A 15,088-nucleotide genomic window follows, 5' to 3' on the forward strand; every position below is an offset into this window, starting at 1 on the left:
CATGGATCTCGCGCCCGCCTCCCTGCCGCAGCCACCCGAGCGACCGATCGTCAACGGCATGTCGGTCGATGTCGAGGACTGGTTCCAGGTCGGCGCGTTCGAGAACACGATCGCACGGGACGATTGGGATCGCTGCGAGCTGCGCGTCAAACGCAATGTGGAGTGCATCTTGGCGCTGTTCGATCGGGCGGGCGTCAAGGCGACATTCTTCACGCTTGGCTGGATTGCTGAGCGGGTGCCGCACACGATCCGCCAGATTGCCGAAGCGGGCCATGAACTCGCCAGCCACGGCTACGATCACCAGCGAGTATTCACCATGGATCGCGCTGCCTTCGCCGAAGACCTACGGAAATCGCGCGCGATTCTGGAAGACGCGGGTGGCGTGTCGGTGACCGGCTATCGCGCGCCGAGCTTTTCCATCGATGCGCGCAATCCGTGGGCGCACGAGGAACTTGCCAGGCAGGGCTATGCCTATTCGTCCAGCGTCGCGCCGATCGCGCATGACCATTACGGCTGGCGCGAGGCACCGCGGTTCGCGTTCCGCCCGGTCGATGGCGCCGACCTGGTCGAGTTGCCCGTGACGACCGCTGTCTTCCGGGGACGGCGGCTGGCCGCTGGCGGTGGCGGCTTCTTCCGCACGCTCCCTTATGCATTTTCGAAATGGGCCATCGCGCAGGTCAACCGCGACGCTCGCGAGCCCGCAATCTTCTATTTCCACCCGTGGGAGGTCGACCCCGACCAGCCGCGCGCTGCGGGCGCACCGATGCGCTCTCGCCTGCGTCACTACACAAACCTCTCCGCGATGGAGGGCAAGCTCGAACATCTGCTGCGCGACTTCGATTGGGGACGGGTGGATGCGATTGCGCAAACGGCATTGAATTCGCAATTGAGGGAGGCGGCATGAACGCGCCCTTCGCCCCCGACCATTTCGAAAACGACGCAATCGTAACGCTCGCCGACGTGCATGACGACCCTCAGGCGCGGCGTATCTCGCAATTCGTGCAAGAGCAGGCGGGCAGCCCGTTCCACTTGCCCGAATGGCTGGTCGCGGCCGAGCGCGGCACCGGCCAGCGGGCATGCGGGCTTATCGCGCAGCGCGCCGGGCGGATCGTTGGCTGGCTCCCTCTGACGCTGGTCCATTCGCCGCTCTTCGGCCGCGCGCTCGTGTCGAGCGGGTTCGCCGTCGACGGGGGAATTCTTGCCGCCGAACCGGGCGTCGCATCCCCACTAGCACGCGCCGCCGCCGAACTTGCATTGCGCCGCTCCTGCAACGAGGTCGAACTGCGCGGCGGGGCGACCCCTGTCGGTTGGCAGGAGATCACCGGCAAGCATTGCGGCTTCGTGCGCGATCTGGCCGAAGACGACGAGGCGCAACTGCTCGCCGTCCCGCGCAAGCAGCGTGCCGAAATCCGCAAGAGCCTGAAAAACGACCTGTCGGTTGCGATCGGCAGCGCGGAGAGCGATCGCTGCGTCCATTACGCGTGCTACGCCGCAAGCGTCCACAATCTCGGCACGCCCGTATTCCCTCGCGCCCTGTTCGATGCGGTGCTCGATATGTTCGGGGGCCGGGCGGATATTGTCACCGTGTTCGATGGCCCGGAGCCGGTCGCCAGCGTGCTGACGCTCTACCACGCGGATACCGCCTATCCCTTCTGGGGCGGGGGTGTGTGGCGTGCCCGCGAAACCCGCGCGAACGAGCGGATGTACTATGCTCTGATGTGCCATGCGCGCAGTGCCAAGGGCTGTACGCGCTTCGATTTCGGGCGTTCGAAGACCGGCAGTGGGCCATTCAACTACAAGAAGAACTGGGGCTTCGAGCCTCTGCCGCTCGCCTATTCGCGCTGGACCGCGCCGGGCGCGCAAGCCCGCGATGTCGACCCGACCAGCGATGCCTATGCGCGCAAGATCGAACTCTGGAAAAAGCTGCCGCTATCGGTGGCCAACCGGATCGGGCCGCCGATCGCAAGGGGCCTCGCGTAATGGGTGAAACCCTTTTCCTCGCGCACCGCGTGCCGTTTCCGCCCGATCGCGGTGACAAGATCCGTTCGCACCACGTGTTGCGAGCGCTCGCTGCGCTTGGGCCGGTCCATGTCGGCACGTTCAACGACGCGTCGGGTTATGGCGATCAGTTTCTTACCGGGATCGCGGCCAGCCATTACCTCGTTCCGAGCCGCAAGCCAGATCTGCTTGCCGCAGCCGAGGCCATGATGCGCGGTCAGCCCGTCAGCCTCGCTGCCTTTGCACATGCAGGCTTGCGCGAGTGGGTGGATCAGGTGCTCAATTATCGCCCGATCGACGCAATCTACGTTTTCTCCGGGCAGATGGCGCAATATGTGCCCCCGCACTTCCCGGGGCGCACCATCCTCGACCTGTGCGACGTCGATAGCGCCAAATTCGATGCTTACGGCGATGTCGGCCATGGCCCCAAGGCGTGGGTTCATGCGCGCGAAGGGCGCATGCTGCGTGCGGAGGAGGAGCGCTTTGCCCGTGCTGCCGATACCACGCTGCTGATCAGCGAGAACGAAGCGAACCTGTTTCGCACCCGGGTCACGAGCATGCACCAGATCGACCTGCAGGTGATGCGCAACGGGATCGATGCGCAGTTTTTCGCCCCCGATGCGGTGCCGCCGCAACCCACGCTATACGGGCCGGGCCCGAACATCGTGTTCACCGGGCAGATGGATTACGCGCCCAATATTGCGGCCGTGGTGCGCATGGTGGATCGCATCCTGCCCGCCATCCGCAAGCGCCGAGCCAGCGCCGAGTTCCACATCGTGGGCCGCGCGCCGACCGCCGCGGTAAAGGCGCTTGGCCGACAGGACGGCGTGACCGTATGGGGCGAAGTTTCCGACGTAAGGCCATTTATCGCCGAAGCGGACCTTGTGGCTGCGCCCCTCACCATCGCGCGCGGTATTCAGAACAAGGTGCTGGAGGCCATGGCGATGGCCAAGCCGGTGCTGCTTTCGCCCGAAGCTGCGACCGGGATCGACGCCGAGGATGGCGTGCAATTCACTATCGCCGAGGGCGACCGGATGATGATCGGGCGTGCGCTCGCGCTGTTCGAGGATCGCTCGAAAGCCGATGCAATGGGCAAGGCCGCGCGAGCATTCGTGCTCGACAAGCAGAGCTGGCCTGCGATGCTGGCCGGGCTGGGCGATCTGCTGCGTCCGCCACACGGACAGCCACTAGAGGTTTCCGGCCCGGTGCGCGATGCCGCCTGAGATCATTCGCCAGAATCGCTCGGCCGCCGTTGCGGCCTTGCTTCATCGGTTGCCCGCTGCATGGGCACGTGCGCTCGGCTGGCTTGCGCTGGTGTGGGCTGCCGCCTTCGTCCTCACCGCACCGCAGTGGATCGACATGGCGCGCCAGTGGTGGACCATGTCGACCTATCAGCACATCCTGTTCGTGCCGCCGATCATCGTCTGGCTGGTCTGGAGCAGGCGCGAGGTTCTCGCGCGGCTCAATCCACAAGCATGGTGGCCGGGGCTCGTGATTGTCGCTGGCGCGCTGGCGGTCTGGCTCGCCGGATCGCTGACCTCGCTCGATCTGTTCGCGCAGGCGGGCGCTGTGCTGATTCTGCAAAGCGCTACGCTGACGCTGCTCGGGCCGCGGGTTGGGGCGGTTCTGCTATTCCCACTCGCCTTCGCGGCCTTTCTCGTGCCGTTCGGTGAAGAGATTGTCGTGCCGCTGCAGATGCTAACGGCGGAGATGACCATTGCACTGACCCACCTGAGCGGCATTCGAGCCGAGATCGACGGCGTGTTCATTGATACCCCTGCCGGTCTGTTCGAGGTCGCGGAAGCCTGTGCCGGAGTTCAGTTCGTGGTCGCGATGGTGACGCTCGGCGTTCTCGCAGCCAAGCTGGGAATGGAGCGATGGCCGCGCCGGATCGCGCTGCTGGCGCTGTGCGTCGTCGTCCCAATCCTCGCCAACGGGGTCCGCGCATGGGGCACGATCGCGATCGCACAGGTGATCGGGATCGAGCGGGCGGGCGGCGTCGACCACATCATCTATGGCTGGGTCTTCTTCGCCATCGTCGTTGCGCTGGTAATGGCGCTGGCGTGGCGCTGGTTCGACCGCGATCCGCAGTCTGAGGCGCTTGGTTCAGCCGCCCTTGCCGAACATCCTCTGGTTGCCGCAGCGGATCGGTTGACCACACGGACGAGCACGCTGGCGCCAATCCTCACCGCGCTGATCCTGTTGATCGGCCTGTGGGCCGGGCTGGCGCATGCCTCCATGACCCCACCGGCGCCCGCCGTGCCGCAAGTCGAAGGTTGGGCGGTAGCGGAGACGACCGAAGCACGAGGCTGGCAGCCTCTGGGCCCGTCGGCGAGCCATCGCTTGCATGCGGTCTATGAGGACGCGCAAGGGCGCAGCGTCGATGTCTATCTTGCGGCCTATGTTGGCGATGCCGATCCCACCGCAGGGCGCGAGGGCGCGGTCCCTCCGAATACGGCATGGCGACTGTTGGCGCCGACAACCGCCCCGGATGCGATGTTCGGCGAGGAATTGCTGGCTGCCGGGGTCGACCGCAGGCTTGCCTGGACCAGCTATGTTTCTGGCGGATGGGCTACGTCCAGCGCGATCGGATTGCGGCTTTCGGGCTTGGGTGATCGCCTGATGCTGCGCTCGGAGCCGCGCTGGCTGGTGATCCTTTCCTCAACCGACAGACCCAACGCTCCGGCGGCGGATGCCCTCGAACGCTTCTATGAGCGGTCCGGCGGGCCTGCCGCGCTGGTCGCGCAGGCGCAATCGCGCTAGGCGACGCGAATGTGCGGCATTGCAGGCCTATTCACGCGCGATCCGCAGGCGCAAATCGACGCTTCGGTGCTTACCCGTATGCGCGACGCCATGGTCCATCGCGGACCCGACGGGGCAGGGCTGTGGGCCGATAGCGGCGTAGGGCTCTCCCATCGGCGGCTTTCGATCATCGATGTCGAGGGTTCGCCCCAGCCGATGCACTCGGCGGACGGGCGCGCGGTCATCGTCTTTAACGGCGAGATCTACAATTACCGCGCCCTTCGCGAGGAACTTGGCGAACTTGGTCATCGCTTTCGGACTCAGGGCGATACCGAGGTAATTCTTGCCGCGTGGCGCGAGTGGGGGGTGCAGTGCCTGCACCGGCTCGACGGCATGTTCGCCTTTGCGATCTACGACCGGCAGACCCGTCAGCTGTTCCTCGCCCGCGACCGGTTCGGCGTGAAGCCGCTCTTCACTGTGGTGCTTCCAGACGGAACGTTTGCTTTCGCTTCGGAACTCAAGGGCTTGCTGGCGCATCCTCAAGTCGGTCGTCGCATCGATCCGCTCGCGATCGAGGACTTTTTCGCGTGGGGCTACGTGCCCGATCACCGGTCGATGATCGCCGGGGTCGAGAAGCTGCCTGCGGGCCATTACCGCCTGATCGAACACGGCAAGGCTCCATCCGCGCCGGTGGAGTGGTACGACATCTCTTTCGCTGACCGCCATACCCTTGGCGAGCATGACGAGGGCGATGCGATCCGGGGGCGGCTGCGCGACGCAGTCTCTTCGCGCATGGTCAGCGACGTGCCCATTGGCGCATTCCTTTCCGGCGGGGTCGACAGCTCGACGGTTGTCGCGCTGATGGCAGGGCTCGCGAGCCAGCCGGTCACCACCTGCTCGATCGGCTTCGACGTAGCCGAACTGGACGAGACGGCGCACGCGCGGCTGATCGCGCGCCAGTTTTCGACCGATCACCACGAGCGGATCGTCGACCCCGCGATGTTCGACCGGATCGACCGGCTTGCGCGCATATTCGACGAACCCTTCGCCGATGCGTCCGCGCTGCCCACTGTCGAAGTCTGCGCGCTCGCTCGACAACATGTCACCGTAGCGCTCTCGGGTGACGGCGCGGACGAAGCCTTTGCCGGCTATCGCCGCCATGTCTTCCACGCGGCGGAAGAGCGCGCGCGTGGCGCATTGCCTGCAGGGCTCAGGCGAGCCGCCTTCGGGCCGCTAGCCGCGCTTTATCCCAAGGCCGACTGGGCACCGCGACCTCTGCGCGCGAAATCGACGCTCCGGGCGCTCGCGCTTTCGGGGGATGAGGCCTATGCCCGGGCGCTATGCGTCATGGCGCCGGATGCGCGATCGGCGATCTTCTCGAAGGCGATGACGCGTGAACTCGGCGGCTATCGCGCCGAGCAACCATTGATCGACCTGATGCGAAATGCGCCCGCCCGCAACGGGCTGGACCGGGCGCAATATGCCGATCTCAAATTCTGGTTGCCCGGCGATATCCTGACCAAGGTCGACCGGACGAGCATGGCGGTCAGCCTCGAAGCGCGCGAACCCCTTCTCGACCATCGCCTCGTGGAATTCGCTGCGGGTCTGCCGCACAACCGGCGCGTGTCGGGCATGGAGGGCAAGTTTGCTATGAAGCGGGCGATGGAAGGCACGCTACCGGGCGAAATTCTCTACCGAGCCAAGCAGGGCTTCGTTCTGCCGATTGCCCAGTGGTTCCGTGGTGAACTGAAGGATGCAGCCCGCGCTGCCGCACGCAGTGAGACGCTACTCGATACGGGGTGGTTCGATGCCGACGCGCTTTCGCGCATGGCAGAAGACCATATTTCCGGGCGGCGCGATCGCGCCCGCGAGCTGTGGCAACTGCTAATGCTTGATCGCAGCATGAGTCTTTTGGGTAACACGGCCTGAGTCTTTCGAGTCACAGGATGTGAGTCTTTTGGGTAACAATAAGACTCGACCCAGCGTAAAAATGACTCAAACCGCTATTATGGTTAATTAAGTATTGCGACAGACTCCTTCGCAGAGTTAGATTCACGTCCGATCATGATTGAATGTTCGTGGTCGAGACAGCGGGGGGTCGCGATGAACCGGGTCAGCACCAATTTCGAACGCCACATAATTCTCGACGAGGCGGGTGATCCCATCCTTGTCGAAGACGCCCCTGCAATCACGACCGAGCTGTTCGCGCTTCGCGAACTTCGGGTCGAGTATGATGCCGACACGAAGGCCCTGTGGACCAATATGGTACCCAAGGGGCGCCCAAGCTTCACGCCCTCGATGCTTGCCGATTTCGAGGCGTGGCAGGACCTGATCGAGGCTAGCTTTAGCCCTCGGGATCTGCGCTTTCTGGTGCTTGGCAGCCACGCGCCCGGCGTGTTCTGCTATGGCGGCGATCTGGCGCTTTTCCGCGAACTTATCCAGTCCGGTAATCGCGACGCCCTAGTCGATTATGGCCATCGCTGCTGCCGCATCCTTCATCGCAATATCGCGACCCTCGGCTTGCCCGTGTTGACCATAGGCATGGTGCAGGGCGATGCGCTTGGCGGCGGGCTGGAAGCACTGCTCTCTTTCGATTTCATCATTGCCGAACAAAGCGCGAGTTTCGGGCTGCCGGAAATCATGTTCGGTCTGTTCCCCGGGATGGGCGCGCACGCCTTTCTCAGCCGTCAACTCGGCAGTGTCGCTGCCGAACGGCTGATAACCTCGGGCAAGACCTTCTCCGCCGCCGAGATGCTCGAGATCGGTTTGGTCCACGAAGTGGTGCCCGACGGCGCGGGCGAGGCTGCGGTGCAGCGTTTCATCGAGAAGAATACGCGTCGTCATGCCGGCCTGCTCGGCTCGCGCCGGGCGATCAAGCGCAGCTGGGACCTTTCGCTCGCCGAGCTGACGGAGATCACCGAGATCTGGGCCGACACCGCGCTCAAACTGAGCGAGCGCGACTTGAAGCTGATGGCCCGCCTCGCCGAAAAGCAGCGCCTCGTTGCGCGCAAACACCTCGCCACGGTCTGAACCGTTCCGGCCTAAGCTACCCCGTGGCCGCTGGCCATGTAATCGGCACTCTGCATCTCACGCAGGCGGCTGACCGTACGTTCGAACTCGAAACTGCCGTCACCTGAAGGATAGAGCGCTTCGGGATCGGCAGCGGCGGTTGCGAACAGCTTCACCTTGTTCTCGTACAGCGCGTCGATCAGCTTAGTGAAGCGGATCGCTTCGTTGCGGTTTTCCGGCCCCAGCACCGGAATGGCGACCACGATCACCGTATGATAGGCGCGTGCGATAGCGAGGTAGTCGGCCGCGCCCCGGTTCTCTCCGCACAGGCGCTTGAAACTGAACACGGCCACGCCCTTGAGGCTCTTTGGCACATGAAGTGATCGCCCACCGCCAAGATCGAGTTCCCCGCTTGGCACATGCTCGGCATCTTCGGGGGCATAATCGGTCAGGCGGAAGAATGCTTCGCGCACCTGTTCGGTCGCCGCGTCGCCCACCGGCGTATGCCAGCTATCCAGCCCGCCGAGGCGTTCCATCCGGTAATCGGTCGGCCCGTTGAGCGAGAGCGTGTCCAGCTTGCGTTCGACCAGTTCGATGAAGGGCAAGAACAGCGACCGGTTGAGGCCGTCCTTATAAAGGTCGTGCGGCGGGCGATTGCTGGTGGTGACGATGGTCACACCGTGATCCTCGATCAGCGGAGTGAACAGCCGCGCCATGATCGCCGCATCGGCGGTGTTGTTCACTACCATCTCGTCGAAGGCGAGACAGCGCACCTCCTCCGCGATCCGGGCCGCAACCCTGCGCACCGGCCCCTCGGCCTTGGCCTTGCGCTCTTGCGCGATCATCGCATCGACTTCGAGCATGAAGGCGTGGAAGTGCACCCGGCGCTTCTTCTCGATATCGAGGCATTCGTAGAACAGGTCCATCAGCATGCTCTTGCCGCGCCCGACGCCGCCCCACATGTAGATCCCGCGTACCGGCTCTGCCTTGCGGCCGCGCAGCTTGGCGAGCAGGCCCGATGGCTTGTCGCCGCCGCTTTCCAACGCCGATTGCAGCCGATCCAGTTCAACCGCAGCGGCGTGCTGATCCGCGTCCTCGCGCAGCTCGCCAGCATCGAGCAATTCCTCGTAACGCGCGAGAACGCCGGTCATGAGGAGGGCTCGCTACCCGAGTGCTTTCGTTTGCGAATGATGCCCGAATAGCTGGCGACGACGCTGTCTTCCTGAACAACCTGCCCGCGCACGAACACCATACGGCCCGTTTCGCGCACGATTTCGGATAGGGCATCCAGCGGCTTCTCGGGGTCGCCTGCGCCAACGAACTGCGTCGAAAGCTCCAGCGTCAGCGCGGGGCCGGGCTCGCCATCGCCCAGCACGTGGACGGTCGCGAACAGGGCGATGTCGATCAGACCCAGGATCGTCGCGCCGTGGAGCATTCCCTGCAGGTTGGTATGCCGATGCTCCGGCACCATGCGCAGGCGACATGCATCGCCCGCGGGGCCAGGCTCGCGACGGGTAACCAGATCGCCCATGACGACCGCGTTGAAGCGCGTTTTGTCATGCGGGTTCCAGCTATACCAGCCGTCACCGCCCGGGACTTCCCGGTAGTCGAAAAACGGATGAGGACGAACCACGCTCAGATAGCGCGTTCGGCGATCATCTTCTTGGTTTCGGCGATGGCCTTGGCCGGGCTGAGACCCTTGGGGCACACGTTCGCGCAGTTCATGATCGTGTGGCAGCGATAGAGCCGATACGGGTCTTCCAGCTGGTCGAGCCGTTCGCCGGTCATCTCGTCGCGGCTGTCGGCCAGCCAGCGATAGGCCTGCAGCAGGATCGCCGGGCCGAGGAACTTGTCGCTGTTCCACCAGTAGGACGGGCACGCGGTCGAACAGCAGGCGCACAAAATGCACTCGTACAGGCCGTCGAGCTGCTCGCGCTCTTCGGGGCTCTGCAGCCGCTCCTTGCCGCTCGGCGTCGGGGTGACGGTCTGCAGCCAGGGGCGGATCGAGGCATATTGCGCGTAGAAATGCGTGAAGTCGGGGACCAAGTCCTTCACCACTTCCATGTGCGGCAGCGGCGTGATGCGGATTTCGCCGCCCAGATCCTCGATCGCGGTGGTGCAGGCGAGCGCGTTCGATCCGTTGATGTTCATCGCGCAAGACCCGCAGATCCCTTCGCGGCACGAACGGCGGAAGGTCAGCGTCGGATCGACATCGTTCTTGATCTTGAACAGCGCATCGAGAACCATCGGCCCACAGTCGTCGAGATCGACGTCGAACCGGTCATACCGCGGGTTTTCGCCACTGTCGGGATCGTAACGATAGATCTTGAACTTCTTGACCCGCCCGGCACCCTCGGCCGCGGGGTGGACCTCGCCCTTGTCGCGGATTTTGGAGTTCTTGGGGAGGGTGAAGGTCGCCATGGGGAAATCCTGTAAATTGCTCGGCTTTCACCTAGCGTCTGCGGCGCAAGGTGCAAGGGCACACTAAAGTCCGTGTTGGCGATCGAGCCGGCGCCTGACACACCTGACACACTGTCCTGAGGGCAAAATCGCCCGCCGCCGACTGGTGGCGAATAGAGCGGGACAAAGATATGAAGGCGTTGCAGGATCACCGGGCCGCCATAGGGTCCGGGACGGGGGTAGGACAGGTGGTGGAACGGGCAATCATTTTCGGTGCGACCGGCGGGATCGGGGCCGCGCTGGTTGCCGGTCTGCTCGAGCGCGGCATCTCGACCGTGTTCGCGGCGTCGCGCAACAAGCCCGAAGGGCTGCCGGCGGGGGCCCGGTGGGTCCGGTTCGATCTGGACAACGAAGCCAGCATCGCGGCGGCTGCCCAGGCGACCGGTTCCGAACCTCTCGATCTGGTAATCGTGGCGAGCGGTGTGCTTACTCTGCCCGCGCAAGACGGGTCGGGCGGCGTGGGGCCGGAGCGCAGTTTCAGGCAGGTCGAGCCGGACGCGATGGCCCGCGTTCTGTATCTCAACACGGTCGGCCCGGCGCTGGTGGCGAAACATTTTCTCCCGCTGCTGCCGCGCGACCGGCGCAGCGTTTTCGCTGCGCTAACCGCGCGGGTCGGGTCGATTTCCGACAACCGGATCGGGGGCTGGCATTCCTACCGGGCGAGCAAGGCCGCGCTCAACATGCTGATCCGCAATTACGCGATCGAGCTGGGCCGCACGCACAGGCAGGCGGTTTGCGTCGCGCTGCATCCCGGCACTGTGGATACCTCGCTGTCCGAGCCGTTTCAGGCCAATCTGCCTGAGGGCCAGCTCACGCCGCCCATGCAAGCCGCACGCAATCTGCTGGCAGTGATCGACGGTCTGACACCGGACGACAGCGGTCGGTTGTTCGATTGGGCCGGAGAACGGGTGGAATTTTGATCGACCACCGAAATAGGGCGGGGCCTAGACCCCCGCGCGCCTGGCTGTTTCGATAATCGCCGCCGCAAAGCCTTCCGGATCGTCTTCCTGTATGAAGTGATGGCCCTTCAGGCTCCGGTGCAGCGGGTTGTCCTTCGCACCGGGCACACGGTCGCGAAACTTCGCATCGCCGCCCCGGGTGATCGGGTCGCGGTTCGAAAATGCGCAGGTGAAAGGCTTGTCGAACACCTGCAGCTTTTTCCACGCGCGTTCCTGATCGGGTACCGCCTCGTTCTCGCCCAGCGGCACAAGTGACGGGAAAATGCGCGCGCCCGCCTTACTCTTGCGGTTAGGGAAGGGCGCTTCGTAGGCGGCAACCTCCGCCTTGCTCAATTCGCGCACCGTCGCCTGCTGGAGGATTTTGCCGATCGGGAAAATCGGGCTGAATTTCGAGAACCTGCGCCATTTCCTGAAGGCCGAAGGAGCAGGCTCGCCCGCCGGCAGGCCCCCATTGGAGAGCACAACAGCCGCGAAAAGGTCCGGCGCATCGGCAACCAGCCGGAGCCCGATCAGCGATCCCCAGTCCTGACAGGCAAGCACGATGTCTTTCAGATTCATTGCGTCGAGCCAGTCGCGCATCCACGCGACGTGCAGCGCGTAGGAATATTCGCTTGTCTTCGTAAGCTTGTCCGACTTGCCGAACCCGATCAGATCGGGCGCGAGCACGCGGTAGCCGGCCTCTACGACCGGGCCGATCATGTGGCGGTAGAGATAGCTCCAGCTCGGTTCGCCATGCATCATCAGGACGGGAGGTGCATCACGCGGCCCCTCGTCGAGATAATGCACCCGCAGCCCTTCGCGCAGCGTGTAGTAGTTCGGCTTGAAGGGGTAGTCGGGCAGGTTGGTGAAGCGGTGATCGGGCGTGCGGTAGGCGAGGCTCATTCGAGATGGTCCTTGAGTAATTCCTGCCGCACGCCGCGCATCACGCGTCGTCGATCATGTGCCGATCAGGCGCCGAAAGTGCGCTGCCACCAGCCACCGCGACGAGGCTTGCCATCGCCGGTATCGCCACCCGTCTCACCAGCGGTGTCGCTACCACCGCCAGCACTATCGTCGGCGCCGGCGTTTCCCACCGACTGATCGGCCGCTTCCTGCGGATCGGTGGGCGTATCCTCCGGACCCGCGACCACTGCGATATCGTCGGTCAGCTGATCCTTGGCGGCAGGTTTGGCAGCCGCCTTGGCAGGAGCCTTCCGGGTGCGCGCCGCAGGCTTCTTGGCCGGAGCCTTTTCAGCCTTCTCGGTCTGCTCGTCTGCCTTGGCGTCGCCATCGTCGGCCTTCTTGGCGCGCGAACGGCGGGGCTTGGGCTTGGGCTTTTCCTCGGCGCTATCTGCCGTCGAGCCATCCTCGGCAGCGGGTTCATCGGCTTTCTTGGCACGCGAGCGACGCTTGGGCGCGGGCTTTTCGTCCGCCTTGGCATCCGCTGTCTCGTCGCCCGACTGTTCTTCGGGCTTGGGATCGGCCTTCTTGGCGCGTGAGCGGCGCGGCTTCGGCGTTGCCTCGGGCTTCTCCTCGGACGCCTCTTCCGCGGTCTCCGGCGAATCCTCGGGCCCGGCGACCACCGGCATGTCTTCTACGACCTGCTCGGAGATGTCCTGTTGCGTGTCCGAAGGGGTGCCATCGTCCTGCTTCTTGCGACGACCCCGACCGCCACGGCTGCGGCGCTTGCGGGGCTTTTCGTCGCCATCGTCGCTTTCGCTATTGCGATCTGAGGAGTCCGGGCGATCGGAAGTGTCGGACGATGCGTCCGAATCGCCGTCCGAATCCTGGTTTTCGCCACCATCACGGTTCTTGTTGCGACCGCGCCCGCCACGCCGCCGACGACGTTTCTTCTTCGGACGGCCGTCATCGGAGTCATTATCGTCGGATGAAGAGGACGATGAATTGTCCCGGTCATCCCGATCATCGCTATCGTCGGCCTCGTCCTCGACTTCGTCATCTTCCTCGATGACGATCGGTTCGAACTTGGGAGCCTCGGCGGGGCGCGGGCCGGAGCTGGAGACGTTCATCTTCGCGCCTTCGTCCTCGCCTTCGGGGACGACTTCCACGGTTACGCCGTAACGCTGCTCGATCTCCTGCAACTCGGCACGCTTGGAATTGAGCAGATAGACCGCCGCTTCGGTGCTGGCCGACAGGGTGATGACGGTGCCCTTGCCCTTGGCAGCCTCGTCCTCTATCAGGCGCAGCGCGGAAAGACCGGCGCTGGACGCGGTGCGAACGAGCCCCGTGCCGTCGCAATGCGGGCATTCGCGGGTCGTCGCCTCGAGCACGCCCGTGCGCAGGCGCTGGCGGCTCATTTCCATCAGGCCGAAGCCCGAAATGCGGCCGACCTGGATGCGCGCGCGATCGTTCTTCAGCGCGTCCTTCATCGCGCGCTCGACCTTCCGGACGTTCGAGCTGTAATCCATGTCGATGAAGTCGATCACGACCAGACCAGCCATGTCGCGCAGGCGCAGCTGGCGGGCGATTTCCTTGGCCGCTTCCAGATTGGTCGCGGTCGCGGTCTGCTCGATCCCGTGCTCCTTGGTGGACCTCCCCGAGTTGATGTCGATCGACACCAGCGCCTCGGTCGGGTTGATGACCAGATAGCCACCCGATTTGAGCTGCACGACCGGTTCGTACATCGCGCGCAGCTGGTCTTCCGCGCCATAGCGCTGGAACATCGGCACGGGGTCGGAATAAGGTTTCACCCGCCGCGCGTGGCTGGGCATCAGCAGCTTCATGAAAGCCTTGGCGGATTTGTAGCCGTCCTCACCCTCGACCACGACTTCCTCGATCTCGCGATTATAGATGTCGCGGATCGCGCGCTTGATGAGGTCGCTGTCCGAATGGATCAGCGATGGCGCGCTGGAGCCGAGCGTTCGCTCACGAATCTCGTCCCACAGCCGCGCAAGATAGTCGAAATCGCGCTTGATCTCGGTCTTTGTGCGGCTGAGGCCGGCGGTGCGCACGATCAGGCCCATCGAACGCGGAAGCTTGAGATCGCCGACGATCTGCTTGAGCCGCTTGCGGTCGCTCGCGCTTGAGATCTTGCGCGAAATGCCACCGCCGTGGCTGCTGTTTGGCATCAGCACGGTGTAGCGACCGGCGAGGCTGAGATAGGTGGTGAGCGCCGCGCCTTTGTTGCCGCGCTCTTCTTTCACGACCTGGACGAGCAGCACCTGACGGCGCTGGATGACGTCCTGGATCTTGTAGCGGCGACGCAATGCCTGGCGGCGTGCGCGGGCCTCGTCGACTTCCTTGGCGCGGCTGCGATTGCCCGAACCCTGCCGACGCGGGCCGCCACGGCCCTTTCGGCCGCCCCGACCACGCCGACGGCCATTGCCGTCGGCGCTTTCCTCGTCGCCATCATCGTCATCGGAACCGTCGTCGTCATCGTCGTCCGAGTGGCCTTCCTCGATCGTGGAGACCTTGTCCTTGTCCGAGGTGTCGATTTCCTCGAGCCCGTCTTCGGCGAGGTCTTCGGCCAGCGCTTCGGCGGATTCATCGTCTTCGGCGTCGTATTCGTCGCCCGGCATGTGCCCGGCGTCTTCTTCCTCGGAACGCAGACGCTCTTCTTCCGCTGCCGCCTCGGCTTCTTCGGCGAGCAGCGCGTCGCGATCTTCCTTGGGGATCTGGTAATAGTCCGGATGAATCTCGCTAAAGGCGAGGAACCCGTGCCGGTTGCCGCCGAAATCGACGAATGCTGCCTGGAGAGACGGTTCTACCCGCGTGACCTTGGCGAGGTAGATGTTGCCCTTGATCTGTTTGTGTTCAGCCGACTCGAAGTCGAATTCTTCTATCCGGTTGCCCTTGAGGACCGCCACACGGGTTTCTTCCGCGTGGCGCGCATCGATAAGCATGCGCTGTGCCATTGATATTTCTCCACGCGCCTTGCGCGCCGACCCTGCCCTGTTGCGGGCGGTCGGCTGAGAAGCGCG

At 64.3% G+C, this 15,088-nt stretch carries 12 protein-coding genes; 7 read left to right on the forward strand and 5 right to left on the reverse strand.

Going from position 1 to position 15,088, the window contains the following annotated elements:
- Position 1: 1 nt before the first annotated feature.
- The 6 genes from AAG612_RS01965 (at position 2) to AAG612_RS01990 (ending at position 7,770) form a co-directional block, all read left to right on the forward strand.
- A complete protein-coding gene (locus AAG612_RS01965; RefSeq protein ID WP_342506732.1) occupies positions 2-904 on the forward strand; it encodes an XrtA system polysaccharide deacetylase in 903 nt (300 codons plus the stop codon).
- Positions 901-1,980 (forward strand): FemAB family XrtA/PEP-CTERM system-associated protein, encoded by a 1,080-nt coding sequence (locus tag AAG612_RS01970; protein ID WP_342506734.1) that lies wholly within the window; start codon positions 901-903, stop codon positions 1,978-1,980. The genes AAG612_RS01965 and AAG612_RS01970 overlap by 4 nt, the downstream gene beginning before the upstream one ends.
- Positions 1,980-3,221 (forward strand): TIGR03087 family PEP-CTERM/XrtA system glycosyltransferase, encoded by a 1,242-nt coding sequence (locus tag AAG612_RS01975; protein ID WP_342506736.1) that lies wholly within the window; start codon positions 1,980-1,982, stop codon positions 3,219-3,221. Before AAG612_RS01970 ends, AAG612_RS01975 begins: the two co-directional genes overlap by 1 nt.
- Positions 3,211-4,761 (forward strand): exosortase A, encoded by a 1,551-nt coding sequence (xrtA, locus tag AAG612_RS01980; protein WP_342506738.1) that lies wholly within the window; start codon positions 3,211-3,213, stop codon positions 4,759-4,761. Before AAG612_RS01975 ends, xrtA begins: the two co-directional genes overlap by 11 nt.
- Before the next feature lie 9 nt (positions 4,762-4,770).
- Positions 4,771-6,669, forward strand: coding sequence for an XrtA/PEP-CTERM system amidotransferase (locus AAG612_RS01985; RefSeq protein ID WP_342506740.1), 1,899 nt, complete (start codon positions 4,771-4,773; stop codon positions 6,667-6,669).
- A gap of 174 nt (positions 6,670-6,843) precedes the next feature.
- A complete protein-coding gene (locus AAG612_RS01990; protein ID WP_342506742.1) occupies positions 6,844-7,770 on the forward strand; it encodes a crotonase/enoyl-CoA hydratase family protein in 927 nt (308 codons plus the stop codon).
- Positions 7,771-7,781: 11 nt separating this feature from the next.
- On the opposite strand, the gene zapE is transcribed toward AAG612_RS01990, so the two are convergent.
- Genes zapE through AAG612_RS02005 form a run of 3 tightly spaced genes read right to left on the reverse strand, consistent with a single transcriptional unit; the run spans position 7,782 to position 10,170 of the window.
- Entirely contained in the window at positions 7,782-8,900 is a 1,119-nt protein-coding gene (gene zapE, locus AAG612_RS01995; RefSeq protein WP_342506744.1) for a cell division protein ZapE, read from the reverse strand.
- The gene (locus AAG612_RS02000; RefSeq protein ID WP_342506746.1) at positions 8,897-9,382 is read right to left on the reverse strand and encodes a PaaI family thioesterase; all 486 of its coding nucleotides are present in this window, start codon (positions 9,380-9,382) and stop codon (positions 8,897-8,899) included. The genes zapE and AAG612_RS02000 overlap by 4 nt, the downstream gene beginning before the upstream one ends.
- Positions 9,383-9,384: 2 nt before the next feature.
- Entirely contained in the window at positions 9,385-10,170 is a 786-nt protein-coding gene (locus AAG612_RS02005; RefSeq protein ID WP_342506748.1) for a succinate dehydrogenase iron-sulfur subunit, read from the reverse strand.
- A 230-nt stretch (positions 10,171-10,400) separates the two neighbouring features.
- Between AAG612_RS02005 and AAG612_RS02010 the strand changes: the two genes are divergently transcribed.
- The gene (locus AAG612_RS02010) at positions 10,401-11,129 is read left to right on the forward strand and encodes an SDR family NAD(P)-dependent oxidoreductase (RefSeq protein WP_342506750.1); all 729 of its coding nucleotides are present in this window, start codon (positions 10,401-10,403) and stop codon (positions 11,127-11,129) included.
- A 24-nt stretch (positions 11,130-11,153) separates the two neighbouring features.
- Here AAG612_RS02010 and AAG612_RS02015 read toward each other — a convergent pair whose 3' ends face one another.
- Together AAG612_RS02015 and AAG612_RS02020 are read right to left on the reverse strand one after the other, a co-directional pair.
- Positions 11,154-12,050, reverse strand: coding sequence for a haloalkane dehalogenase (locus AAG612_RS02015; protein WP_342506752.1), 897 nt, complete (start codon positions 12,048-12,050; stop codon positions 11,154-11,156).
- 65 nt (positions 12,051-12,115) lie between these two features.
- On the reverse strand, positions 12,116-15,022 hold the full coding sequence (locus AAG612_RS02020) for an Rne/Rng family ribonuclease (RefSeq protein ID WP_342506754.1): 2,907 nt from the start codon (positions 15,020-15,022) through the stop codon (positions 12,116-12,118).
- Positions 15,023-15,088 lie beyond the last annotated feature (66 nt).

The sequence above is a fragment of the Citromicrobium bathyomarinum genome, from assembly GCF_038594605.1.
Lineage (GTDB): Bacteria > Pseudomonadota > Alphaproteobacteria > Sphingomonadales > Sphingomonadaceae > Alteriqipengyuania > Alteriqipengyuania bathyomarina_B.

What these genes read in the sequence shown, in the direction of transcription:
- AAG612_RS01965 (WP_342506732.1), top strand. Translation starts at nt 2, where the DNA reads ATGGATCTCGCGCCCGCCTCCCTGCCGCAGCCACCCGAGCGACCGATC.
- AAG612_RS01970 (WP_342506734.1), top strand. Translation starts at nt 901, where the DNA reads ATGAACGCGCCCTTCGCCCCCGACCATTTCGAAAACGACGCAATCGTA.
- AAG612_RS01975 (WP_342506736.1), top strand. Translation starts at nt 1,980, where the DNA reads ATGGGTGAAACCCTTTTCCTCGCGCACCGCGTGCCGTTTCCGCCCGAT.
- xrtA (WP_342506738.1), top strand. Translation starts at nt 3,211, where the DNA reads ATGCCGCCTGAGATCATTCGCCAGAATCGCTCGGCCGCCGTTGCGGCC.
- AAG612_RS01985 (WP_342506740.1), top strand. Translation starts at nt 4,771, where the DNA reads ATGTGCGGCATTGCAGGCCTATTCACGCGCGATCCGCAGGCGCAAATC.
- AAG612_RS01990 (WP_342506742.1), top strand. Translation starts at nt 6,844, where the DNA reads ATGAACCGGGTCAGCACCAATTTCGAACGCCACATAATTCTCGACGAG.
- zapE (WP_342506744.1), bottom strand. Translation starts at nt 8,900, where the DNA reads ATGACCGGCGTTCTCGCGCGTTACGAGGAATTGCTCGATGCTGGCGAG.
- AAG612_RS02005 (WP_342506748.1), bottom strand. Translation starts at nt 10,170, where the DNA reads ATGGCGACCTTCACCCTCCCCAAGAACTCCAAAATCCGCGACAAGGGC.
- AAG612_RS02015 (WP_342506752.1), bottom strand. Translation starts at nt 12,050, where the DNA reads ATGAGCCTCGCCTACCGCACGCCCGATCACCGCTTCACCAACCTGCCC.
- AAG612_RS02020 (WP_342506754.1), bottom strand. Translation starts at nt 15,022, where the DNA reads ATGGCACAGCGCATGCTTATCGATGCGCGCCACGCGGAAGAAACCCGT.